The 20,946-nt window shown below is 65.1% G+C and carries 22 protein-coding genes; 8 read left to right on the forward strand and 14 right to left on the reverse strand.

Annotation, left to right across the window (positions count from 1 at the left end):
* Window positions 1-16 precede the first annotated feature (16 nt).
* The 3 genes from BBA01S_RS34860 to speB all read right to left on the reverse strand — a co-directional run bounded on the left by BBA01S_RS34860 (window position 17) and on the right by speB (window position 3,017).
* Window positions 17-1,522, reverse strand: a complete 1,506-nt coding sequence (locus BBA01S_RS34860) for an aldehyde dehydrogenase family protein (RefSeq protein ID WP_245641684.1) — start codon at window positions 1,520-1,522, stop codon at window positions 17-19.
* Window positions 1,519-1,965 carry a nuclear transport factor 2 family protein gene (locus BBA01S_RS44135; protein WP_042298395.1) on the reverse strand — a complete coding sequence of 149 codons (447 nt, stop codon included), beginning with the start codon at window positions 1,963-1,965 and terminating at the stop codon, window positions 1,519-1,521. Before BBA01S_RS44135 ends, BBA01S_RS34860 begins: the two co-directional genes overlap by 4 nt.
* An 86-nt stretch (window positions 1,966-2,051) precedes the next feature.
* Window positions 2,052-3,017 (reverse strand): agmatinase, encoded by a 966-nt coding sequence (gene speB, locus BBA01S_RS34870; RefSeq protein WP_027820473.1) that lies wholly within the window; start codon window positions 3,015-3,017, stop codon window positions 2,052-2,054.
* Window positions 3,018-3,155: 138 nt separating this feature from the next.
* Between speB and BBA01S_RS34875 the strand changes: the two genes are divergently transcribed.
* The 5 genes from BBA01S_RS34875 (at window position 3,156) to BBA01S_RS34895 (ending at window position 6,944) form a co-directional block, all read left to right on the forward strand.
* The gene (locus BBA01S_RS34875; protein ID WP_027820474.1) at window positions 3,156-4,091 is read left to right on the forward strand and encodes a LysR family transcriptional regulator; all 936 of its coding nucleotides are present in this window, start codon (window positions 3,156-3,158) and stop codon (window positions 4,089-4,091) included.
* A 117-nt stretch (window positions 4,092-4,208) separates the two neighbouring features.
* Window positions 4,209-4,976: a bestrophin-like domain gene (locus tag BBA01S_RS34880; RefSeq protein ID WP_027820475.1), complete on the forward strand. Its 768-nt coding sequence runs from the start codon at window positions 4,209-4,211 to the stop codon at window positions 4,974-4,976.
* A 149-nt stretch (window positions 4,977-5,125) separates the two neighbouring features.
* A complete protein-coding gene (gene gstA / locus BBA01S_RS34885) occupies window positions 5,126-5,737 on the forward strand; it encodes a glutathione transferase GstA (RefSeq protein ID WP_027820476.1) in 612 nt (203 codons plus the stop codon).
* 156 nt (window positions 5,738-5,893) lie between these two features.
* Complete coding sequence (locus BBA01S_RS34890; RefSeq protein ID WP_027820477.1) at window positions 5,894-6,598, forward strand: glutathione binding-like protein; 705 nt, start codon at window positions 5,894-5,896, stop codon at window positions 6,596-6,598.
* Between the two features lie 67 nt (window positions 6,599-6,665).
* Window positions 6,666-6,944 carry a hypothetical protein gene (locus tag BBA01S_RS34895; protein WP_027820478.1) on the forward strand — a complete coding sequence of 93 codons (279 nt, stop codon included), beginning with the start codon at window positions 6,666-6,668 and terminating at the stop codon, window positions 6,942-6,944.
* A gap of 42 nt (window positions 6,945-6,986) precedes the next feature.
* Here the strand turns inward: BBA01S_RS34895 and BBA01S_RS34900 are convergent, their stop codons facing one another.
* The 10 genes from BBA01S_RS34900 to BBA01S_RS34945 form a co-directional block, all read right to left on the reverse strand.
* Window positions 6,987-8,000, reverse strand: coding sequence for a substrate-binding domain-containing protein (locus tag BBA01S_RS34900; protein WP_027820479.1), 1,014 nt, complete (start codon window positions 7,998-8,000; stop codon window positions 6,987-6,989).
* Between the two features lie 157 nt (window positions 8,001-8,157).
* Window positions 8,158-9,132 (reverse strand): ribose ABC transporter substrate-binding protein RbsB, encoded by a 975-nt coding sequence (rbsB, locus tag BBA01S_RS34905; RefSeq protein WP_027820480.1) that lies wholly within the window; start codon window positions 9,130-9,132, stop codon window positions 8,158-8,160.
* A gap of 141 nt (window positions 9,133-9,273) precedes the next feature.
* Window positions 9,274-10,233: an ABC transporter permease gene (locus tag BBA01S_RS34910; protein ID WP_042298396.1), complete on the reverse strand. Its 960-nt coding sequence runs from the start codon at window positions 10,231-10,233 to the stop codon at window positions 9,274-9,276.
* A gap of 67 nt (window positions 10,234-10,300) precedes the next feature.
* Window positions 10,301-11,800 (reverse strand): sugar ABC transporter ATP-binding protein, encoded by a 1,500-nt coding sequence (locus tag BBA01S_RS34915; RefSeq protein ID WP_304622543.1) that lies wholly within the window; start codon window positions 11,798-11,800, stop codon window positions 10,301-10,303.
* Window positions 11,801-11,807: 7 nt separating this feature from the next.
* On the reverse strand, window positions 11,808-12,206 hold the full coding sequence (gene rbsD / locus BBA01S_RS34920) for a D-ribose pyranase (protein ID WP_027820483.1): 399 nt from the start codon (window positions 12,204-12,206) through the stop codon (window positions 11,808-11,810).
* Window positions 12,207-12,272: 66 nt separating this feature from the next.
* Entirely contained in the window at window positions 12,273-13,172 is a 900-nt protein-coding gene (gene rbsK, locus BBA01S_RS34925; protein WP_027820484.1) for a ribokinase, read from the reverse strand.
* A gap of 219 nt (window positions 13,173-13,391) precedes the next feature.
* On the reverse strand, window positions 13,392-14,396 hold the full coding sequence (locus BBA01S_RS34930; RefSeq protein WP_027820485.1) for a Csu type fimbrial protein: 1,005 nt from the start codon (window positions 14,394-14,396) through the stop codon (window positions 13,392-13,394).
* Window positions 14,393-16,879: a fimbria/pilus outer membrane usher protein gene (locus tag BBA01S_RS44140; protein WP_052392027.1), complete on the reverse strand. Its 2,487-nt coding sequence runs from the start codon at window positions 16,877-16,879 to the stop codon at window positions 14,393-14,395. The genes BBA01S_RS34930 and BBA01S_RS44140 overlap by 4 nt, the downstream gene beginning before the upstream one ends.
* 121 nt (window positions 16,880-17,000) lie before the next feature.
* On the reverse strand, window positions 17,001-17,738 hold the full coding sequence (locus BBA01S_RS34940) for a fimbrial biogenesis chaperone (protein ID WP_027820486.1): 738 nt from the start codon (window positions 17,736-17,738) through the stop codon (window positions 17,001-17,003).
* A gap of 13 nt (window positions 17,739-17,751) precedes the next feature.
* Complete coding sequence (locus BBA01S_RS34945; RefSeq protein WP_042298405.1) at window positions 17,752-18,222, reverse strand: Csu type fimbrial protein; 471 nt, start codon at window positions 18,220-18,222, stop codon at window positions 17,752-17,754.
* A gap of 52 nt (window positions 18,223-18,274) precedes the next feature.
* On the opposite strand from BBA01S_RS34945, the gene BBA01S_RS47230 reads away from it, so the two are divergent.
* The 3 genes from BBA01S_RS47230 to BBA01S_RS34955 all read left to right on the forward strand — a co-directional run bounded on the left by BBA01S_RS47230 (window position 18,275) and on the right by BBA01S_RS34955 (window position 20,095).
* Complete coding sequence (locus BBA01S_RS47230) at window positions 18,275-18,685, forward strand: hypothetical protein (protein WP_156966187.1); 411 nt, start codon at window positions 18,275-18,277, stop codon at window positions 18,683-18,685.
* 161 nt (window positions 18,686-18,846) lie between these two features.
* Window positions 18,847-19,443, forward strand: a complete 597-nt coding sequence (locus BBA01S_RS34950) for a LysE family translocator (RefSeq protein WP_042298406.1) — start codon at window positions 18,847-18,849, stop codon at window positions 19,441-19,443.
* A gap of 139 nt (window positions 19,444-19,582) precedes the next feature.
* Window positions 19,583-20,095, forward strand: a complete 513-nt coding sequence (locus tag BBA01S_RS34955) for a GAF domain-containing protein (protein ID WP_027820489.1) — start codon at window positions 19,583-19,585, stop codon at window positions 20,093-20,095.
* Window positions 20,096-20,125: 30 nt separating this feature from the next.
* Here BBA01S_RS34955 and BBA01S_RS34960 read toward each other — a convergent pair whose 3' ends face one another.
* A complete protein-coding gene (locus BBA01S_RS34960) occupies window positions 20,126-20,902 on the reverse strand; it encodes an AraC family transcriptional regulator (protein WP_027820490.1) in 777 nt (258 codons plus the stop codon).
* Window positions 20,903-20,946: the final 44 nt, after the last annotated feature.

Here is a 20,946-nt window from a genome sequence, read left to right on the forward strand (position 1 = left end):
TGCGGGGCGCAGCGTGTCAGGGCTGCGCCGGATGAGCTGCGCCTGCGCGCGCCCGGATGACGTGCTTGATTTCCTGGTAAGCGCGCACGCCCCAGGGCCCGAGTTCGCGGCCAAGGCCGCTGAGCTTGCGTCCGCCCCAACCCGTCTGCGGGAAGATCACCTGCGGGGCGTTCACCCAGACCACGCCCGCTTCGCAGGCATCGCTGACTCGCGCGGCGCGCGCCGGATCGGCCGTGAGCACCGTGGCGACGAGGCCATAGTCGCTGTCGTTGGCGAGCGCGATCGCTTCGTATTCCGTATCGAATGGCCGAACCAGCGCGACCGGCCCGAAGATCTCCTCGCACCAGAGCACGTTGTCGGGCGCGACGTTGGCGCAGACCGTCGGCGCGACGAAGAATCCGCCTTCCCGTTGCGTGGCCGCGGCGCCCCCACACAGCACGCGTGCGCCCTGCTCCTTGCCGCGCGCGAGCAGGCCCAGCACACGCTCGCGCTGTGCGGCGCTGATGAGCGGCCCCACGCGCACATCGTCAACGTGCGGTGCGCCCACCACGGCGCTACGGGCGAGCGCGACGAGCTTTTCCACGAACGCGTCGTGCAGCGCCCGCGCCACCAGCACGCGCGACGTTGCCGAACACATCTGTCCCGCGTTGAAGAATGCGCCATTGAACGCGAGTTCGACGGCTTCATCCAGGTCGGCGTCGTCGAATACGATCAGCGCCGACTTGCCGCCCAGTTCGAGCGAGACCCGCTGCATGCGCCCGGCGGCGGCGCGCATGACCGCCTGGCCTGCCGCCGTGCTGCCCGTGAACGACACCTTCGCCACGCCGCGATGCGAGGCAAGCTGCGCGCCCACCTCGCGGCCGCCCGCGACCAGGTTCACCACGCCTGCGGGCACGCCGGCCGCCGTGACGATATCGACGAGCGCGCGTTCGGCCAGCGGCGTCAGTTCCGAAGGCTTGATGACCACCGTGCAGCCCGCCGCGAGTGCGGGCGCGAGCTTCCACGCCGCCGTCACGAGCGGGAAGTTCCACGGCACGATCAGCGCGCAGACGCCTACGGCCTCGTGCCGCACATCGGCTTCGAATGCGGCGTCGGGCAACGCGACGGGCGTGCGCTCGGCCACGCCGCCCTCGGCGCACAACTGCGCGTAGTAGCGGAAGGTGGCCGCGGCGTCGCTGACATCGAGTTCGGCTTCAAAGCGCGGCTTGCCATTGCACCGCATCTGCAGTTCGACGAGATCGCGCGCATGGGCTTCTATGCCTTGCGCGATGCTTTCGAGGCGTTCGCCGCGCTGCGTGACGCTCGCGCTGCGCCAGCCGCGCAAGGCCCGCGCGGCAGCCGCTACGGCTTCATCGACATCGTCGGCGTCGGCACTCGACACCCGCGCATACGGCTGCGCGCTGCACGGATCGACGAGTTCGAGCAGCACGCCCGCGCCCTGTCGCCACGCACCGTCGATAAACACGCCCGGCTCGATCGCGAGCGAGGACGCTGCAACCGTGCACATCGATTCGCGCTTCATGCACACACCTCGCCTTCGTTGACCGCGTCGTGCAGCGCCGCACAGGCGTGCGGCGACAGATGCTCGTGCACCGCCAGCCATTGGTCGTCGCGGCGCGCGAAGGCAATCGTCTCGCGCTCGTCGAGCGTTTCGCTGCCCGCATGGGTCGCGACGCGCGTGCGCACGTTATGCACGAACAGCGCCACGTCGCCAATGCATTGCACGCTGCGCGAGCGCGATTCGCAGCCCAGCACGCGAAAGCCGTCTTCGCGCTCCCACTGGCGCCACAGCGCTTCATAGGCGGCGCGCGTGGGCAGCGGCTCGCTCACGTGATGAAACACGAAGCTCGCATCGGGCGCGAAGGCCGCGAAATAAGCGTCGCGGTCGTGGCGCGCGAAGGAATCGATCAGGGCGTCGGCGGCGGCCAGCACCTGGGTTTCTGTGTCGCGTTCGGTCTCGCTCATGAACACTCTCCGGGGATCTCGTCTGGTTATGTCTTTTTAGTTCGGATGGCGAATCATCTGGATTCGCCCCGCATTCATGCGTCTCTTTAAGCGCGATACTTCACGCCAGGCAGCACGCACAGCATCTCGAAGGCGAGATTCGCGGCCAGCAGCGCCGTGGTGCCTTGCGGGTCGTACGGCGGCGACACTTCCACGAGATCCGCGCCAACGAGGTTCAGCCCGCGCAGCCCGCGAATGATTTCCAGGCCTTGCGGCACGGTGAGCCCGCCGATCTCGGGCGTGCCCGTGCCCGGCGCGAAAGCAGGATCGAGCCCGTCGATATCGAAGCTCAGGTACACGGGGCCATCGCCCATCTGCTCGCGCACTTCCTTCATCAGCGTTTCGAGCGAGCGGTTCCAGCACGCCTCGGCCTGCACCACGCGGAAGCCCTGGTCGCGGCACCAGTCGAAATCCTCGGCGTGATAGCCGGTGCCGCGCAGGCCGATCTGCACCACGCGGTCGCAATCGAGCAGGCCCTCTTCCACCGCGCGGCGGAACGGCGTGCCGTGAGCGATTTTCTCGCCGTACATGGTGTCGTTGACGTCGGCGTGCGCGTCCACGTGGACGACGCCCACCTTGCCGTACTTCTTGTGCATCGCGCGCAGGATCGGCAGCGCGATGGTGTGATCGCCGCCCAGCGTCACCGGCTTGCAGCCGCCGGCGATGATGCCGTCGTACGCGGCCTCGATATCGGCAATCGCCTTGTGGATGTCGAACGGATTGATCGCCACGTCGCCGATATCGGCCACCTGGAGCGAGTCGAACGGCGCGGCGCGCGTCGCCATGTTATAGGGCCGCAGCAGCACCGATTCGGCGCGGATCTGGCGCGGGCCAAGGCGCGCGCCGTTGCGGTTAGACGTGCCCAGATCGAACGGCACGCCGACGAAACAGGCGTCAAGCCCCGCGCTGGTTTCGGCGATCGGCAGGCGCATCATCGAGGCGATGCCGCCAAAGCGCGGCATGGCGTTGCCGGAGAGAGGCTGATTCAGCGTGGTGTTGTGGGAGTCGTTCATATCCGTAAAAACCCTGTAAACATCGATCGGAGCAGTGGGTTCAAACCCAATGCTGGCAATGCTAGAGGGAAAAAATTTTGGATAAAATGATGGCCTGATGATGTTTACATCGACCTGCATCAATGTAAGAGGTATCCCGTGCTCGCCAACCTGACCGATTTCGACCTGCGGCTGATCCGCGTTTTCCTCGCCGTGGTCGACGCGCGCGGGCTCACCGCCGCCCAGGCCGCGCTCAACGTGGGGCAATCGACCATCAGCACGCAGTTGTCGTCGCTGGAAACGCGGCTGGGCTTCCGGCTCTGCGAACGCGGGCGCGGGGGCTTCAAGCTCACGGCCAAGGGCGAGCGCTTCGCCATGTCGGCGCGCCGGCTGCTGGTGGCCGCCAACAGCTTCTGCGCCGAAGCCGCGAACATGGATCGCCAGCTCGTCGGCGAGCTGAACCTGGGCCTGATCGGCCATACGCCGTTCAGCCAGAATGCGCGCATCAGCGATGCAATCGCGCGCTTTCGCCAGCGCGACCAGGCCGTGCGTTTCAATATCCAGATCCGCTCGCCGGGCGAACTGGAAGAGCAGGTGCTCAACGGCAAGGTGGATATCGCCATCGGCTATTTCTGGCACCGCGTGCCGAGCCTCGATTACACCGCGCTCTTTATCGAGCGCCAGTACGCGTATTGCGGCGCGCGCCATCCCCTGTTCGAGCGCGCGGGCGAGCCCGATGCCGTGGGCGCCGACGAAGCCGCCGCCTGCGAATGGGCCTGGCGCAGCTATCCGCTGCCCGAGGCGCAGCACTCGACCACCCACGAGCGCAACGTCACCGCCATCGCCGACAACATGGAAGCCGTCGCGCTGCTGATCCTCTCCGGCCATCACCTGGGTTACCTGCCGGTTCATTTCGCAAAACCATATGTCGATGGGGGATTGTTGCGCGCCGTGAATCCGGCGGCGCTGCGTTACGACGTGACGTTCCACATGGTCACGCGGCGCGCGCCGCATGCGGGCGATATCCAGCGCGCGTTCATCGACGACCTGCGCGCCGTGCACCTGAACGAAATGGCGCCGGAGGCGGCGCTGTAGCGCCACGCAGTCACGCAAATGGCCTTTGACGTAGAATCGCCCTCGCCCCACACCGAATACTTCGCACTCCCCGCTATCCATCCTGCCGTGCATGCGCCTTCGCCTAACGGAGCCATCGTGACGTCACTGATACAGCATCCCGCCTTTCTGTTTGTCGCGCTGATCGTCTGCCTGCCGCTGGCCGCCGCGCTCGGCGCGGTGGTGCTGCACCGGCGCGCGCCGCTCTCCGAAGAAGCGCGCGAGAACTACAACGTCGTGCAAGGCGCGACGCTCACGCTGCTGGCGCTGCTGATCGGCTTCACGCTGTCGATGGCGGTGAGCCGATACGACCAGCGCAAGAACTACGAGGAGGAGGAAGCCAACGCGATCGGCACCGAGTATCTGCGCGCGGATCTGCTGGGAGCGGATGCGGCCAGGACCAAGGCGCTGCTCGCGCGCTATCTGGAGGCGCGCGTCGAGTACTACCAGACCCGCGATCCCGCGACGCTCGCCGCGAACAACCGCAGCACCGCCGAACTGCAAACGCAGCTCTGGAACAGCGTGCGCCAGCCCGCGGCCACGCAGCCCAATCCCATCACGGCGCTGGCGGTGGCCGGCATGAACGACGTGCTCAACACGCAGGGCTATACGCAGGCCGCCTGGCTCAACCGCATTCCGGTGGCGGCGTGGGTGCTGATGCTCGTGATCGCATTCTTCAGCAACATCATGCAGGGCTATGGCGCGCGCGGCAAAGGCGGACGGCGCGTGCTGATGTTCGTGCTGCCCGTGACGGTTTCTCTTTCGCTCACCCTGATCGCCGATATCGACAGTCCGCGCGCCGGCCTGATCCGCGTCGCGCCGCTCAACCTGTTGAGCCTGCAACAATCGATACAGACGCCGGGTTAATCCATGAATGATGCACGCCAAATACTGGTTGAAGCTGAAACGCCCATCGGGAAGCAATAACAGCGTCTACCCGCGCTAACATAGTGCCCCCGCGCGCCGCTCCCGCGACGCGCGGAGTTACGTGTGTGTATGTTCAACCAGGACTCACGATGAAACTCTATTTCTCCCCGGGCGCCTGCTCGCTTGCCTCGCATATCGTCGCGCGCGAAGCGGGCCTCGACCTCGAACTCGACGAGGTCGGCCTCGGCGACAAGCAAACGGCCAGCGGCAAGGACTTCCGCGCGATCAACCCGAAGGGCTGCGTGCCGGCGCTCGAACTGGACAACGGCGAACTGCTCACCGAAGGCCCGGCGATCATGCAGTACCTCGCCGACCGCAATCCGGCCAGCGGCCTCGCGCCCGCCTACGATTCGCTCGCGCGCTATCGTCTGCAGGAAATGCTCGGCTTCATCAGCACGGAAGTGCACAAGCGCTATTCGCCGCTGTTCAATCCGGCTTCACCGGAGAGCGTGCGCGCCGACTCCGTCGCCGCTTTGCAGCGTCAATACGCGCTGCTCGACAAGCGCCTGGCCGACCATGAATGGCTCGTGGGCGACCAGTTCACGGCAGCGGACGCCTATCTCTTCACGACGACCAACTGGGCCGCGCACATTGGCTTCGACCTGTCGGCATTCCCGGCTGTGCTCGCGCACCAGAAGCGCGTGGGCGCGCGTCCGGCCGTGCACGCAGCGCTGGTCGCGGAAGGCTTGATCAAGCCCTAAGCCCCTGCCCGAACGACGGCGCACCGTGCATTTACACACTCGATGCACAGCCCGTGCGCCGTCTGCGGGCTCGCGCCATTTCCTCTACACTGTCCCGCCTGGGTGCGCTCCGCGCGGAACGCGCCCGCCCCTATTCGCCTCACAACAGGACAGCCCATGAGCGACCTCAACGCTTTCCCCATCTCCGCCAAGTGGCCGGCGCTGCATCCCGAGCGCATCCAGCTTTATTCGCTGCCCACGCCCAACGGCGTGAAGGTGTCGATCATGCTCGAAGAGACGGGCCTCGCCTACGAGCCGCATCTGGTGCGCTTCGACACCAACGACCAGCTTTCGCCCGAATTTGTTTCGCTGAACCCGAACAACAAGATCCCCGCGATCATCGATCCGCACGGCCCGGATGGCCAGCCGCTCGCGCTGTTCGAATCGGGCGCCATCCTGATCTGGCTCGGTGACAAGACCGGCCAGTTTCTCGCGCGCGAAGGCCGTGAGCGCTACGAGACGATCCAGTGGCTGATGTTCCAGATGGGCGGCATTGGGCCGATGTTCGGCCAGCTCGGCTTCTTCCACAAATTCGCGGGCAAGGAGTACGAGGACAAGCGTCCGCGCGACCGTTACGTCGCCGAATCGCGCCGCCTGCTGAGTGTACTGGAGCAGCGCCTGGAAGGCCGCAAGTGGCTGATGGGCGATCACTACACGATCGCCGATATCGCGACCTTCCCGTGGGTGCGCAATCTCGTGGGCTTCTACGAGGCCGGCGACCTGGTCGGTTACAAGGATTTCCCGAACGTGCAGCGCGTGCTCGAAGCGTTCATCGCGCGTCCGGCGGTGAAGCGCGGGCTGGAGATTCCGGCGCGTAATTAAGGCGCGTGCCGCTGTTCACCCGGATCGCGCCCCTAAAGCGTCACGCGATTCCGGGTAAACTGAACCGATGGACACTTGCCAATACTGCGGAAAAATGCGCGACGAGTGGGACTGCCACGGTCAGGCCTGCCGCAACGCGATTGCGCGTGCGCTGCGGCGTCAACGCCAGGGCCTGCCGATGGTGGCCAACGTGATCCGCAACGAAATTCCCGCTCACGCCAGCACCGGCGAAGTCATCAGCGTGCTGTCGCGCCAGCGCAAACGCGCGCGGCGCGGCAACGAGGAACGCCGCGAGCGCAAGGCGCTTGAAAACGCGGATAAAGTCGGTGGCCTGGACAGCTTCTGAGCGCGCCGTCCGAAAGGCACTGTTCAGGATGACGAACGAGATTCAGCGCTTGCGCCGATAGTGAATGTGCGCGGGCACCTGGAGCGATTCGGGCGGCGCATCGCCTTCGAGCAGCGAAAACACGCAGCGCAGGCTATGCGCGGCCAGCTGCGCGCTGTCCTGCACGATGGCGTCGATACGCAGCGGCAGGCAGTCAAGCAATTGATGGTCGTCGAAGATCATCAAACGGCCCGGCGACTGCGCGAGCGCATTCGCTTCGTTGACGAATTCCAGCACGCCTTCGAGCAAGGTGATCGAGCCCGCGAACAGCGCCTCGGGATAGCGGCCATGCGTCTCGAACCACGCCTTCATGAGCTCATAACCGGATTCGCGCTGATAGTCGCGCTGGAACACCCAATCGGCCTGCTCTGCGAGACCGTGCGCCTGCAATGCCTGCCGATAGCCCGCGAGACGATCGCGGCTTGCGGACAGTTCAGGCTGGCCGCCGAAATACACGACTTCACGCGCGCCTTCGGCGAAAGCCTCGCCGACCAGCGTCGCGACGGTTTCCGTGGCGTCGGTGACTACATAGGGAATCGCGCTGGTGTCCACGCGGCGGTCGGCGAAGACGAGCGGCAGGCGCTTGACCCACTTCTCGTAGCGCGGCGCTTCGGCGGTACAGGGCACCACCACCAGGCCGTCCACCTGATGCGAGACCAGATGCGCAATGCCTTCGGTCTCGCGCACGGGGTCTTCGTCGCTCGTCACGATCACCAGTTGATAGCGATACTGCTCGCGGCATTGCGATTCCATTGCCTGTGCGAGCGCAGCATGTGCCGAGTTGGTGAGATCGGGAATGACGAGCCCGATGGTGTTGCTGCGCCGCGAGCGCAGCGAACGCGCCGACTGGGAAGGCGTGAAGTGATTGTCCCGCGCCACCTGGAGCACGCGTTCGACCGTCGCCGCCGAAATGCGGTAGCGCTCGGCATTGCCGTTGAGCACCATGCTGGCCGTGGTGCGCGACACCTCCGCGAGGCGGGCAATGTCGTCGATGGTCAGACGCTCGAACTGGGACACGCGGGCTTCCTGCTGGCTGGGGGGGATTGGGGACTGCCGGGGAATGCAGCTACCGCAGCAGCCGACGCATGGACGACTACCGTGGCTGCGTGAAAGCGTACAACAGAATGACGGGCCCTGTAATAAAAACAGGGCCCGTCAGGTCTAAAAGTGCTTTTTACTGCTGCTTATAGAGGTTCAGCGGCACGGGGATGAACTTGTCTACCGTCTGGCCGTCCGCGAGCTTCTTCGCGGTCTGCACGCCATACTGGCCGATCAGCTCCGGCTGCTGCTGCACGGTCGCGGCCATCTGGCCTGCCTTGACGGCGGCGATCGCGTCGTCGGTGGCGTCGAAGCCGACCACGGCCACGTTCTTCAGGCCCGCTGCCTGCAGCGCCTTCACTGCGCCCAGGGCCATTTCGTCGTTCTGCGCGAACACGCCCTGGATGTCCTTGTTGCCCTGGATGATGTTTTCCATCACCGAAAGGCCCTTGGCGCGGTCGAAGTCGGCCGGCTGCTTCGTGGCGATCTTCACGCCGCCCTTGGCCGCGATCTCATCGTCGAAGCCCGCGCCGCGCTCGTTGGCTGCCGAAGAACCCGGAATGCCCTGCAGTTCGACGATATTGCCCTTGCCGCCCAGCTTGTCGGCCAGGAAGTCGGCTGCCATCTTGCCGCCTGCCTTGTTGTCCGAGGCGATGTGCGAGCTGACGTCCGCGCCATTCACGCTGCGGTCAAGCGAGATCACCTTGATGCCCTTGCTGGTCGCTTCCTTGACGACGTTGGCCACCGCCGACGAATCGGTCGGGTTGATCAGGATGACGTTGACCTTCTTCTCGATCAGGTCTTCGACGCTGGCCTGCTGCTTCGCCGGGTCGTTCTGTGCATCGACGGTGATGAGCGTCACGCCGTCTTTCTGCGCCTCGTCTTCCGCGCCCTTCTTGAGCGACACGAAGAACGGGTTGTTCAGCGTCGAGATCGACAGGCCGACGGTCAGCGCGCCCGATGCCGGAGCGGCAGCCGATGCGCCGCTGGCGCCCGCGTCTGCGGCGCTGCCCGGGCCTTCCTTCGAACAGGCCGCGAGGCCCAGTGCGAGCGAACCGGCGACGAGCGCGGCGAACATCTTCGAAAGCGATGGCTGGAACGGCTTGTGCATAGTCTTCCTCCTCGTTTTAATGTGTGGAGAGTGGATCGAAAAATTATCAGGATTACTACCAAATTCGGATCGAGACATCGCGCGAAAGCGACGCGCGATGCCCAGCAAAGCTTGAAATGCGGTACGGCGGTTACAGCGGAATTACGACGACTTCTTGTTGCCGCGGTCGATCAGCACCGCGAGCAGGATCACGCCGCCCTTGATGACCTGCTGATAGAACGACGACACGTCCAGCAGGTTCAGCCCGTTGTTGAGCACGCCGATCAGCAGTGCGCCCACCAGCGTGCCGAAGATCCAGCCGCGCCCGCCCGTGAGGCTCGTGCCGCCCAGCACGACAGCAGCGATGGCGTCGAGCTCGTAGCCCGTGCCCGCGGTCGGCTGCGCCGAGTTCAGGCGCGAGGTCAGCACCACGCCCGCGAGCGCCGACATCACGCCCGAAATCGTGTAGACCCACAGCTGAATGCGATCGACCTTGACGCCCGAGAGCTTCGCCGATTCGGCATTGCCGCCCGTCGCATAGATGTGGCGGCCAAACACGGTCTTGCGCAGCAGCACCCAGAACACGCCGAACATCACGAGCATCAGCACGACGGGAATCGGCACGAGGCGCGCGACATAGCCGCCGCCGAGCAGCGAGAAGAAGTCGCTGCTGAAGCTGCTGATCGGGCTGCCGTTCGAGACGACCAGCGCGAGGCCGCGCAGCACCGTCATCGAGCCGAGCGTCGCGATGAACGGCGCAACCTTGCCCTTGCTGATGACAAGGCCGTTGGCGAGGCCCATCAAACCACCTGCCGCGAGACCCGCAACGGTCGCGACCAGCGCGTTCGTGCCGGAGCTGAGCAACGTGGCGATGATGACCGACGACAGCGCCAGCACCGAGCCCGCCGACAGGTCGATGCCGCCCAGCAGGATCACGAGCGTCATGCCGAAGGCAATCAGCGCGTTGATGGACGCCTGACGCATCACGTTGAGCAGGTTGTCGAGCGTGAGGAAATTGGGGCTCACGATCGACAGCGCCACCGCAATGATCAGCAGTGCGATGAACGGGCCTAGCTTTTGCAGCGTCGCCTTGCTGCTGGGGGTCATGGTGAGTTGCGACATGAATGTCTCGCTTGGGTTTGCCTGGAATGAGGTGTGAGCGCAGCGCGGTGCGGCTTGTTCAGCGTGTTCAGGCCGCTGCCGCTGCGTGACCGCCTGCTGCGGCGGTCATGATCTGTTCCTGGGTGGCGGTGGCCGCCTCGAAAAGACCGGCCTGGCGCCCCTGATGCATCACGAGAATGCGGTCGCTCATTGCCAGCACTTCCGGCAGTTCCGACGACACCATCACGATCGCCACGCCCTGTTCGGCGAGCTGGTTGATGATCGTGTAGATCTCGGCCTTGCCGCCCACGTCCACGCCGCGCGTGGGTTCGTCGAGCAGCAGCACCTTGGGCGGCTTCGCGAGCCACTTGGCGAACACGACCTTCTGCTGGTTGCCGCCCGAGAGCGACTTCACGTCGAGTTCCGCGTCGCGCGTACGCACGCGCAACTGCTTGATGAGACCGTCGACGGCGCTGCGCTCGGCCTTCTCGCTCACGAAGCCCAGCTTCGCGTAGCTGTCCAGATGCACGAGCGTGGCGTTCTCGCGCACCGACATGCCCAGCACGAGCCCCTGGCGCTTGCGGTCTTCCGTCACGAAACCGATGCCTGCCTCGATCGCGCTGCATGCGTCGCGCACGTCGAGCGGCTGGCCGTCGAGCGTCACGGTGCCCGCCGTCCTGCGGTTGACGCCGAACAGCGTGCGCAGGATTTCGCTGCGCCCGGCGCCCATCAGGCCCGCGATGCCCAGCACCTCGCCCGCGCGCACGTCGAACGTAATGCCCGCAACGTGGCCATCGTCGGCGAGATTGTTCACGCGCAGGCGCACGTCGCCGGGCTGGTGGCTGCGCTTCGGAAAGCGCTCGCCCAGTTCGCGCCCGACCATCAGCCGGACGATCTCGTCGAAATTCGTTTCCGGAATCGCGCGCTCGCCCACGAAGTGGCCGTCGCGCAGCACGCTGATCTTGTCGCAGATGCGGAAGATCTCTTCCATGCGATGCGATACGTAGACGATCGCCACGCCGCTGGCCTTGAGCGCCTGCATGATCTCGAACAGCGTGTCGATCTCGCGGTTCGTGAGCGCGGCCGTCGGCTCGTCCATCACCAGCACCTGCGCGTTCAGCGACAGCGCCTTGGCGATTTCCACGAGCTGCTGCTGGCCGATCGAGAGATGACCGGCCTCCGTCTGCGGGTCGATGCGCTGCGCGCCGACCTTGTCGAGCCACTTGCGCGCTTCACGGCGCATCGTCGCGGTATCGACCATGCCGAAGCGGTGCGGCTCGCGCCCGAGAAACAGGTTCTCCATCACCGTCAGCTGCGGGATGAGGTTGAGTTCCTGATGGATGATGGCAATGCCCGCGCGTTCGGCTTCGACGGTGTTGCGGATCGTCGTCGCGCGGCCATCAATGAGGATCTGGCCCGCGTCGGCCTGATAGACGCCGCTGAGGATCTTCATCAGCGTCGATTTGCCGGCGCCGTTCTCGCCCATCAGCGCGTGGATCTCGCCTGCTTCGATATGGAAATCGACGCCTTCGAGCACACGCACCGGGCCGAACGCCTTGCCGATGCCCTGCATCATCACTTGCATCATGAACCTCTTAGAAGATCACGCCCGAATGCAGGATCACATTCGCATAGGGACTGCATTCGCCGGTGCGGATCACGACTTTCGCGTCGCGGCACAGGCGCTTGAATTCTTCGTGCGGCACTTCTTCGACGGCGATCTGCGCGGCGGCCATCTCGCGGCCCTTCGCGACCACGGCGGCGTTATGCACCTGCGCTTCGCTCGCGAACACGGCGCGTTCCGCCTTGAAGTCGGCGAGGATGCTGTCGAGCACATCGAAGAAACCCGGCACGCCGAGCGTGAGCGAAACATCGATGCATTCGACGCCCGCCGGAATGGGCAGGCCGCAATCGGCGATCACGAGGCTGTCGGTATGGCCCATGCCGGCCAGCACGCGCGCGATGTCGCGATTCAGGTGTCCTTGTTTTTTCATTACGCGTTGTTGCTCTTCAATGCTTGAAACAGGCTTGAAACAGACTTAATGCAGACTCGAAACGAGTCACGACTGCGGGTCTTGCCGATCGAGGAACTGCTTGAGTTCGGCGAGCGTGGGCATGCCGCCCTGTGCACCCGCGCGCGTCACGGACAGCGCGCCGGCCGCGTTCGCGCGCCGCGCTGCTTCAGCGATGCCGAGATGCCAGAACGCCGCCATCGCGCCGTTGAAGGTGTCGCCCGCGCCGGTCGTATCGACGGCTTCGACTGTGAAGCCCGGTTGATGCACGAGCGTGCCGTCGGCCTGCGTGAAGTACGCGCCTTCCTTGCCATGCGTCATCGCAATGCGGCCAGGCATGCGCGCGAGCACTTCGGCCCACCAGCCCGCGGGCGTTTGCAGCGCGGTGGCGAGTTCGTGTTCGTTCGGCGTCAGAAGCGTCGTGAGCGAGACGAGTTCGTCACTCAGCGCAACGGCGGGCGCGGGATTGAGGAAGAAGGGTTTGCCGTGTTCGCGGGCGAGGCGCGCTGCGTGCAGCACGGTGGCCATCGGCACTTCGAGCTGCGCGAGGATCACGTCGGCCTGTGCGAAGGCGTCGCTGGCGCGGTCGATGTCTTCGGGCGAGAGCTCGGCGTTCGCACCCGGCACGATGATGATGGCGTTGTCCGCGCCCGAGAGCGTGATCGATGCAACGCCGGTCGATTGCTCGCCGGTGCGCACGTGGCTCACGTCGATGCCTTCGCGTGCGAGCGTCTGCTTCATCTGCTCGCCGAACGCATCGGCGCCCACGCAGCCGATCATCGTGACCTGCGCGCCCAGGCGCGCGGCGGCGACCGCCTGGTTCGCGCCCTTGCCGCCGGGGAAGGTCGAAAAACGCGAGCCGAACAGCGTTTCGCCAAGACGCGGAAACGTATCGGTCGCAACGACCATGTCCATATTGATGCTGCCCACCACTACCACGCGCGCCATGGCACTCCCTCATCACCGCTTGCGGCCTGCAATTTTAACCACCTGGTTAACACTGCTACAGACCGTGAATTTTTACCGTGCTAAAACGTACTCAGCTTGGGAGCGCATTTATACCAGAGTCCTCACGGAGGGGAAATAGCCTTAGGGTATAACCCGATAAGTCGGATGATATGGGGCGCGTTGGAAAAAGCGCTTTGCAATCATGTCGCTGGCGCGCGATCAGAAACTGATGGTTGCCGTCACGCTATCCGAGTAATTTCCCGGCGCAGGCGTGCTCTGCGCGGGAACCACGCCATACATCGTGAACGAAGCGGCGTTTCCGGAACCGGTTCCATTCACGGTGCTCGTGCCGTTCGTTCCGTCGCCCCACGGGGTCGCATGCTGCGAGTCCGAATAAATTTGATAGCCCACCGTAGCGTTGCCGCCTGACAACACCATCGTGCGTGCGTTGACCTGATTGCTCGAACCGCCGTTCAGCGCGATCTTGAACGCATCGCCGTTGGTGCATTGCGCCGTGATCGTCCCGGTTGCCGCGAGCGCGCTGGTGAGCACGCCCGCCGCCGGAAACACGATGTTGCTCGCGCTGATATTGCAGTTGTTGGTGACATTGGCGGTCGCGGTAAAGGGCAGCGAACCGCCATTCGTGGTGAGTGACGAGCAACCCGGCGGCCCCAGGATGCCGAGCAGGTAGTAGCCGTACATCAGCGACGTCTCGCCGCCGCTGAAGGCGTGCGAATAGGTGGTGTCGGCGTTGTTCGTGGTCGGCACGGTAGGCTGGTTGGCGGCGATCTGCCCGTAATACGGTATCGATACGGTCGCACTTGTGCCTAGCAGCGGCTGCTGGATGGTGACCGATATCGGCGTGGTTGCCGCCGCTGTCGAGCCCCACGACGTCGAATGCGCCTGGTCGCTGTAGAGGTCGTATTGCAGTGTCGCCGTGCCGCCCGCCTGCGTCAGCACGCGCGGCTGCGCGGCGTTGAGGTTCAGGCATACGAGCGCGGTCGGCGCGAGCGACACCACCGTCCAGTAGCAGGTCACGTTGATCGTGCCCGAGCCATTGACGGCCGCGCGCGTGATCGGACTGATGGTGCCGAAGCTGATCGTCGAAACAGTCGCGGTGCAGGTCTGCGCCTGCGCGCGGTTCGGCATGAGCGCGGCCAGCACGCACAGCAGCACGCTGGCGAACAGCATCGCAAGGCGCTGTCGGGAACAGGAACGCGTCATGGTCTATCTCCGGATACGGTCTGGCAGGTGAGCGGGCCATAAGTCGGCAGCGAGCCGTCGGTCGGCCGCACGTAGCGGAAGCTGGCCGCGCAATGAATCGAGCCCTTGCTGCTGCTTGCCGTCACGCTCAAATGGTTATCGGCTTGCAGGTTTTCGATGAAGGTCAGGCCGTCGTAGCCGACGATCGTGTCGGAGCCGCTTTCCTCGTGATGTACGCGCGCGCCAGCCGGCAAATTCGCCCCGTCCGGGCCGCGCAGGATCACCGACGCCGCGCGATATTGCGTGACCCTGAAACTCGCGAGCACGCCCGATTGCGATTGCGGCACCACGTTCGCGCGCGTGGTGGCCATATGGGCCTCGGCGGGCAGGCCCATGCTGTCCACGCTGATGAGGTTGTTCTGATACGCGTTGAGGTCGGGCACCAGCAGGTGCCCGTGCGAATCCGTCGTGCCGATCACGCGGTTTTCGTGCAGCACCGGCACACCCGCGAGTCCGTCCGTGGACACGAGCGCAAAGCCGTCGTCGATGCGGCGCGCCGGCAGCGCGGCGCCGTCCATCACGACCAGCGCGCCGGTGACGTCGAGCGAGCCCGCCATGCGACCGTCCAGCGCCTGGCCGAGCGCGGTGACCTGGCCGTATCGGCCGAGGTACTGCACCTGCGCCTGCTGATAGTGCGACGCGTTGCTGCCGCCGTCCTGCACGGTATAGCCCCAGCCGCCGTCGTAGTCGGGCGCGCGCGACGCGTTGACGTTCCAGGTGCCCTCGCCGTTCTGGCGTCCCGCGCTGGCGTTGATCGAGGTTCTGTCGCCCAGGCCCATGCTGGCGCTCAGGAACACGCCCGACGAGCTGCGCGAGGAAAAATCGCGGAACGCCGACACGCTCAGCGAAACCAGGTTGCGCAGGCTCACCGTATAGGATACCGAACCAATGTGCGACGCCGCGACATCCGGATAACGGTAGCCGATGTAGCTGAGCGCCACCGTCTGGCTGCCCGGCAAGGGCACGCTCACCGTCGCGCGATCGGTGGCGAGCGGCACCGGCGAGCCGTCGCGCGCGGCCAGGTCGCCGTAATGGCGCGTGGCGCGCAGCGTGCTCAACTCGACAGAAAACGCCTGCGTGATGAGCTGATAGCCCAGGCCCACCTGGGCGCCCGTGAAATGCCCTGTCGATGCCGCGAGGGAGCCGTTGATCACGCCCAGCTGGCCGATCCGCACGAGCGCCCCTGCGCCTGCGTCGTAGAGGCCGCCCGTTACTTCGGCGTGCGCCTCGACGGTCAGCCGGTCGCTGATGCCGTGCCGCATCGATGCGCTCGCAACGGGTTGGGGATCGTAGCTGAACGACTCGACGCCATAGTCGCGGCGCAAAAAGCCCGCTTCGACCGAATAGCTCGACAGTCCCGCCGCCAGCAAGCGTGTGTCGATATAGAGCGGCACCGTGGTCGCGACCGCGCGGCCGAGCGGATCGCGCGTGATGACGGTCGCCTCGCCCGCGCCGGTGATGCCAGGCACGTTGCTGATGACGAACGGGCCGCCCGGCACCGAACCTGAAAACTGCCTCACGTTGTTCACGTAGAGGTCGACCGACGACGGCACCACGGCCGAGCCGGACAGCGACGGCACCGGGAACGTGACGAGATCGGGCCGCAACGCAAAGTTGCTGCGCCACTGGAAGCCGCCGATGCGCAGCGAGCGGCTCCAGTCGAGCGACGAGGAAATCGTGTCGCCGACCTGCGTCGTCGTGAGCGTGGTCGCGTTCGAGGTCTGCCAGGACGTATCGAAGCGCACGTAGCGGTGCATCGTCCGGTAGAGATACGCGGTGCCCGTGTTGCTGAACACGCCATGCGTATCGAAGTAGCGCTGCTCAGACCAGAGCGCGGACTGCGTACTGCCCGCCTCTTCCACGTAGGCGTCGTAGTTGAGGACGAAGCCGCGCGAGGCGCTGGCCTGCGGGGCCTTTTCCAGCGCGCGCGTGTCGAACACATAGGCTTTGCGCAGCGTGTCGGGCGCTTCGATGGCGATGGACTGGGTCGTTTCGTCGTAGCGGTAATGCAGGCCCGGCAGGCTGTCGAGCGCGATCTCGGTGTTGGCGGGCTTTCCCGGAGCGCCGACGGGGAGCTCCGGCACGCGCAGACCGATGGTGTCGAGATCGGCGGCCTCGGCGTAGAGACGGCCCTCGCGTTGACGGAAATGCGCGATCAGCGCGGTGCGGTCGCCGTTAAGCGTGACTTCGAGGTACAGGTCGCTTTGCGGCGGCAACGCGCCCGCGTGAGCATGACCGGCCAGCGAGGCATTGGGTTCGGCGGGCGGGTTGAGCACGGTGTCGGGCAGGACGGCGGCGGGCTTGCTGTTTGAATTGCCTGAAGAAGCGTTCGCGCCATCCGCTGGCTGCGCGCGCGCATGCGTTTGCGCAAGGAAGAACAGCGCGGCAGCGAGGGCGATCGCCTTGCGTTCATGAGCGTTCCCACGCTTGAATCGCCACGTCAATTGATTCGCAATCCTTGTCGAATGAATGAGGTCAGCGGACACCGCATCGCGCACAAGCTCGCTGCCCAGCGCTGCGCGAGGGCACAAACGCGAATGCAGGAAAGCGGCGTGACGGAAGCGCCTAGTGGCTCAGCACAGCCGCCTCGGTCTGCTGCGCGTTGACAGCGGCGCGGATCTTGAGCGGGCCGTTGAGATCGGCGGAAACGGGCAGCGCGAGCGGCCATTGATGCATCGACCCGGCCAGCGCATAGCCAAGCAACCCCTTGTTGACGGGGATCGCATGGCCTGCGCCATCGACGATCTCGACGCCCGCGATCTGCGCGCGGCGGCCGCCCGAGTTCGCGACTTCGAGCGTCCAGCCCGCGTCGCCATGATGCAGACGCCACGCGAGATTCGGCTGGCCGGTGGGGCCGCTGCCCGGATCGATGAACACCGGCACCGAATAGCGCAGCCGGATCGCGACACCGTTGGTGGGCGTGGCATCGGGTTCGGGCAACTCGTCGATCAGGATGCGATAGCTCTGCTCGACGTTGCTCGCCGCGGGCGCCGTGCGCACGAGACGCACGAGCTGCTCCGCGCCTGCGCCAATCTCGATCAGCGGCGGGCTCGCGACCACGTCCTGGGTGGGCGTGAGCGCGTCTTCGCCGCCCGCCTGGCTCCAGCGATAGACGCGCACCTGGCCATAAATCGGCTTGCTGCCGGAGTTGCGCAGCGTGAGGCCCGTAGCGTTGGCGTCCGCGGCCAGGTCCACCATGACGGGCGAGATCTGCAACGTGGCGGCCTGTGCGCCGCCCAGGCACGCCGCCGCGACGACGACACCGGACAGCGCGTAGTTCAGGATGCGATTGAGCACGTACATGGCGGTCTCCCGGCTAGAAGTAGACCGTCGCGGTGACCGTCGTCTGGTACGTATCCGGACGCGGCGTGGTCTGAACCGGAATCTGGCCGTACACGTTGATCGTCTGCACGCTGCCCGTGCCCGTGCCGCCCACCGTGTTGGTGCCCTGCGTATTGCCCCAGACGGTGGTGCGCCCCGAATCCTGGTAGAGCTGGAAGCCCACCGTCGTCGACGTATTGCCGGTCGCGGTGCCGGCGAGCAGACGGTTCGTCACGGTCGAGCCGCTTACCGTGCCGCCGTCGATCCCCACGTTATAAGGCGTGGTGTTGGTGCAATCGACGGCCACCGTGGTCTGCTGGTTGAGCGCCGTCGCCAGCACGCCATTGGTGCCGAAGCTCAGCGGATTCGCGCTGATCGTGCAGTTGGCCTGCAAGGTCAGCGACACGGTGAACGTCGCCGTGGCGGTGCCGTTCGAATACGTCGCGGCATCGGCGAACGATGCCATCGGGCCGCCGCTCAACGCGACGATCAATGCACTCGTCAGGAGTTTGTGTTTCATGGCTTTCGGCCCTCTCTCAGGCATTCGCGTCTTTTGCGACGCGTCATGTTTTGGTTTTTCCGGCTCTGATCGAGGTGCTGCCACGAAATTCGTCCGGTTTTCAATGCATCAGTTAGAAATCAGAACGATTACTGACGCATCTAATAAGGTTTACGGCGTGCGCAATTTTTTCCTGAAGGAAAACGCATCCTGTTTTCAAGAAATCCTTTGCGCGCCCATTTTCAACACGTCTGGCTTCGCCGATTTTTATGCAATTCTAAGGAGATATCTTCATGCCATTGCGGCAATCAGACGTGACTTATACGGCCATTTCACCCAATTGCTTCGCAGTCCGCGAGAATGCATTTTCCCGGGCAATATGCCGCGCGCATTGCAGAACCCGCATGCCTGTTCGCACGGCACGACATGAGGCCCTGAAAAGCAGATTAAATCCGCAATAATTACTGTCCGGGAAAGCCCTGCGGCAAACGGTTATCATGGCGCTTGAAATCGTTAATCGGGCGCACCCAATGCGTTTTGCAACGCAAACGATTGCACTCATAACGGAGGCTCCTCTTGAACGATGTGAATATGCTGATCGCGCTATCTGGTGTGCTGTTTTTAAGCGTCGCAAGCCCCGGCCCCAATTTCGTGATCGTGACGTCCACGGCAGTCGCTTCGCGGCGCGCCGGATTGATGACGGGATTAGGACTCGCCGCTGCGTCAGGCACCTGGGCATTGGCGGCGATTGCGGGATTGAGCCTGATCGTCGCGCAGGCCGCGTGGATCGCGCTCGCGCTGCGCTACGTCGGGGCGCTTTATCTGATCTGGCTCGGCGTGAAGATGATTGCAAACGCGCGCAGCGCCTTGCCGGTTGCCACACTTTCCGCGCACTCGGGCTGGCAAGCCGCAAAAAACGGCTACATGGTCAGCATGACCAATCCGAAGGCGATCGCCTTTTACGGCAGCATCTTTGCGTTGATGGTGCCGACACACGTGCCAGTGTGGTTCGATGCCGTGGTCGTTGCGCTCGCCATCGCCATTTCATGCGCGTGGTATTGCGCGATGGCGCTGCTGGCTTCACATCCCGTCGTGCGCGGCGTGCTCGTGCGCCGCAAGGCCGTGCTCGACCGCGCGGCCGGCGCGCTGCTGATGGCCGTGGGCGCACGCTTGCTGGTCGGGCGTTGAGGCCAGAGAGGGCTGGCAGCACCGGCATCCGTCATTCGCCCCTCGGCAAAAACCCGCAAAGTGGCCTAAACTGGCGCCCTCGAACATCGCGACGGCTTTTACGCCGTCGCTCAACCCGGCTTTTTCAGGTATTTCGCTCATGTTTTCGCTTTCCGACGCCCTCCCCGCCGACAAATCCGCTCTCTACGAGACGCTCGCCGCCCAGGCGCGCTCGTTGATCGAGGGTGAAGCCGATGCGATCGCGAACGCGGCCAACTTCTCGTCGCTCGTGTTCAACTCGCTCGAAGGGCTCAACTGGGCCGGTTTCTACTTCTTCGACGGCACCGAACTCGTCGTGGGCCCGTTCCAGGGCAAGCCCGCCTGCGTGCGCATTCCGCTTGGCAAGGGCGTGTGCGGCACGGCGGCGCAAACGCGCGAAACCCAGGTCGTGCGCGACGTGCATGAGTTTCCCGGCCATATCGCCTGCGATTCGGCGTCGCAATCGGAAATCGTCGTGCCGCTGGTCGCGGCAGACGGCACGCTGATCGGCGTGTGGGACGTGGACAGCCCGAACCTCGCGCGCTTCGACGACGAAGACGCCAGGGGCATGACCGAGCTGTGCCGCGTGTTCGTCGAATTCGGCTGGAACAAGGCCGCAAAGGCCGCGCGCTAATTCGCGCTTACCTGCCGCTTGCACGCGCCTTCAGCGATAAAACGCCGAAGGCGCGATGCCAAAATGCCGCCGGAACATGGCGGCAAACGCGCTCTGGCTCCCATAGCCGTGATCGAGCGCGACACTCACGATTTTCTCCCCGTGTGCGAGGCGCTCTAGCGCCAGGAATAGCCGCGCATGCTGCCGCCAGCGTCCGAGCGTCATGCCGGTCTCGCGCTGGAACGCGCGATGCAGCGTGCGTTCGGCCATGCCGAGTTCGGCGGCCCAGTGCGCGACTTCGTGCGCCGCCTCTGGCGCAGCCACGATCGCATCGCACACGCGCCGCAAACGCGCCTCCTCCGGCCACGGCAGGTAGAGCGGCAGGCGCGGAATCACCGCCAGTTCCGCCAGCAGCAGGCGCATGAGCCAGTCGTGCCGGCTGCCCGGCGCGTAGTCGAGCGGCACGTCCACGGCCGCGAGGATCAGTTCGCGCAACAGCGGCGGCACATCGACCACGCAACTGCCCTGCGGCAGCCCCTCAACCGCACCCGGCTCGATAAAAACGGTACGCATGCGGACTTTGCCGCTCATGCGCACCGTGTGCTCCAGGCCCGCGTCGAGCCACACGGCCCGCGAGGGCGGCACGACCCAGCGGCCCGTCTGGGCCTCGATCAGCATGACGCCCTCGATCGCATAGAGCAGTTGCGCGCGCCGGTGCCGATGCGTGGCAATGAACGCGCCGTGCGGATAATCGGCGGCCAATGCCGCGACGGGCATGGGCGTGTCTTCGAAGGGGACGTGGATATCGGCGGGCGGCGTGGCGATCATGGCTTGGGCCACAAAAATATGTGGCAGTTTTGCGATAGCTTTTG

The organism is Paraburkholderia bannensis NBRC 103871, from assembly GCF_000685015.1.
Lineage (GTDB): Bacteria > Pseudomonadota > Gammaproteobacteria > Burkholderiales > Burkholderiaceae > Paraburkholderia > Paraburkholderia bannensis.

Coding starts and splice junctions, on each gene's coding strand:
- BBA01S_RS34860 (WP_245641684.1), bottom strand. CDS start 1,522: ATGAAGCGCGAATCGATGTGCACGGTTGCAGCGTCCTCGCTCGCGATC.
- BBA01S_RS44135 (WP_042298395.1), bottom strand. CDS start 1,965: ATGAGCGAGACCGAACGCGACACAGAAACCCAGGTGCTGGCCGCCGCC.
- speB (WP_027820473.1), bottom strand. CDS start 3,017: ATGAACGACTCCCACAACACCACGCTGAATCAGCCTCTCTCCGGCAAC.
- gstA (WP_027820476.1), top strand. CDS start 5,126: ATGAAACTCTATTTCTCCCCGGGCGCCTGCTCGCTTGCCTCGCATATC.
- BBA01S_RS34890 (WP_027820477.1), top strand. CDS start 5,894: ATGAGCGACCTCAACGCTTTCCCCATCTCCGCCAAGTGGCCGGCGCTG.
- BBA01S_RS34895 (WP_027820478.1), top strand. CDS start 6,666: ATGGACACTTGCCAATACTGCGGAAAAATGCGCGACGAGTGGGACTGC.
- rbsB (WP_027820480.1), bottom strand. CDS start 9,132: ATGCACAAGCCGTTCCAGCCATCGCTTTCGAAGATGTTCGCCGCGCTC.
- BBA01S_RS34910 (WP_042298396.1), bottom strand. CDS start 10,233: ATGTCGCAACTCACCATGACCCCCAGCAGCAAGGCGACGCTGCAAAAG.
- BBA01S_RS34915 (WP_304622543.1), bottom strand. CDS start 11,800: ATGATGCAAGTGATGATGCAGGGCATCGGCAAGGCGTTCGGCCCGGTG.
- rbsD (WP_027820483.1), bottom strand. CDS start 12,206: ATGAAAAAACAAGGACACCTGAATCGCGACATCGCGCGCGTGCTGGCC.
- rbsK (WP_027820484.1), bottom strand. CDS start 13,172: ATGGCGCGCGTGGTAGTGGTGGGCAGCATCAATATGGACATGGTCGTT.
- BBA01S_RS34930 (WP_027820485.1), bottom strand. CDS start 14,396: ATGACGCGTTCCTGTTCCCGACAGCGCCTTGCGATGCTGTTCGCCAGC.
- BBA01S_RS34940 (WP_027820486.1), bottom strand. CDS start 17,738: ATGTACGTGCTCAATCGCATCCTGAACTACGCGCTGTCCGGTGTCGTC.
- BBA01S_RS34945 (WP_042298405.1), bottom strand. CDS start 18,222: ATGGCATCGTTCGCCGATGCCGCGACGTATTCGAACGGCACCGCCACG.
- BBA01S_RS47230 (WP_156966187.1), top strand. CDS start 18,275: ATGGCTTTCGGCCCTCTCTCAGGCATTCGCGTCTTTTGCGACGCGTCA.
- BBA01S_RS34950 (WP_042298406.1), top strand. CDS start 18,847: ATGCTGATCGCGCTATCTGGTGTGCTGTTTTTAAGCGTCGCAAGCCCC.
- BBA01S_RS34955 (WP_027820489.1), top strand. CDS start 19,583: ATGTTTTCGCTTTCCGACGCCCTCCCCGCCGACAAATCCGCTCTCTAC.
- BBA01S_RS34960 (WP_027820490.1), bottom strand. CDS start 20,902: ATGATCGCCACGCCGCCCGCCGATATCCACGTCCCCTTCGAAGACACG.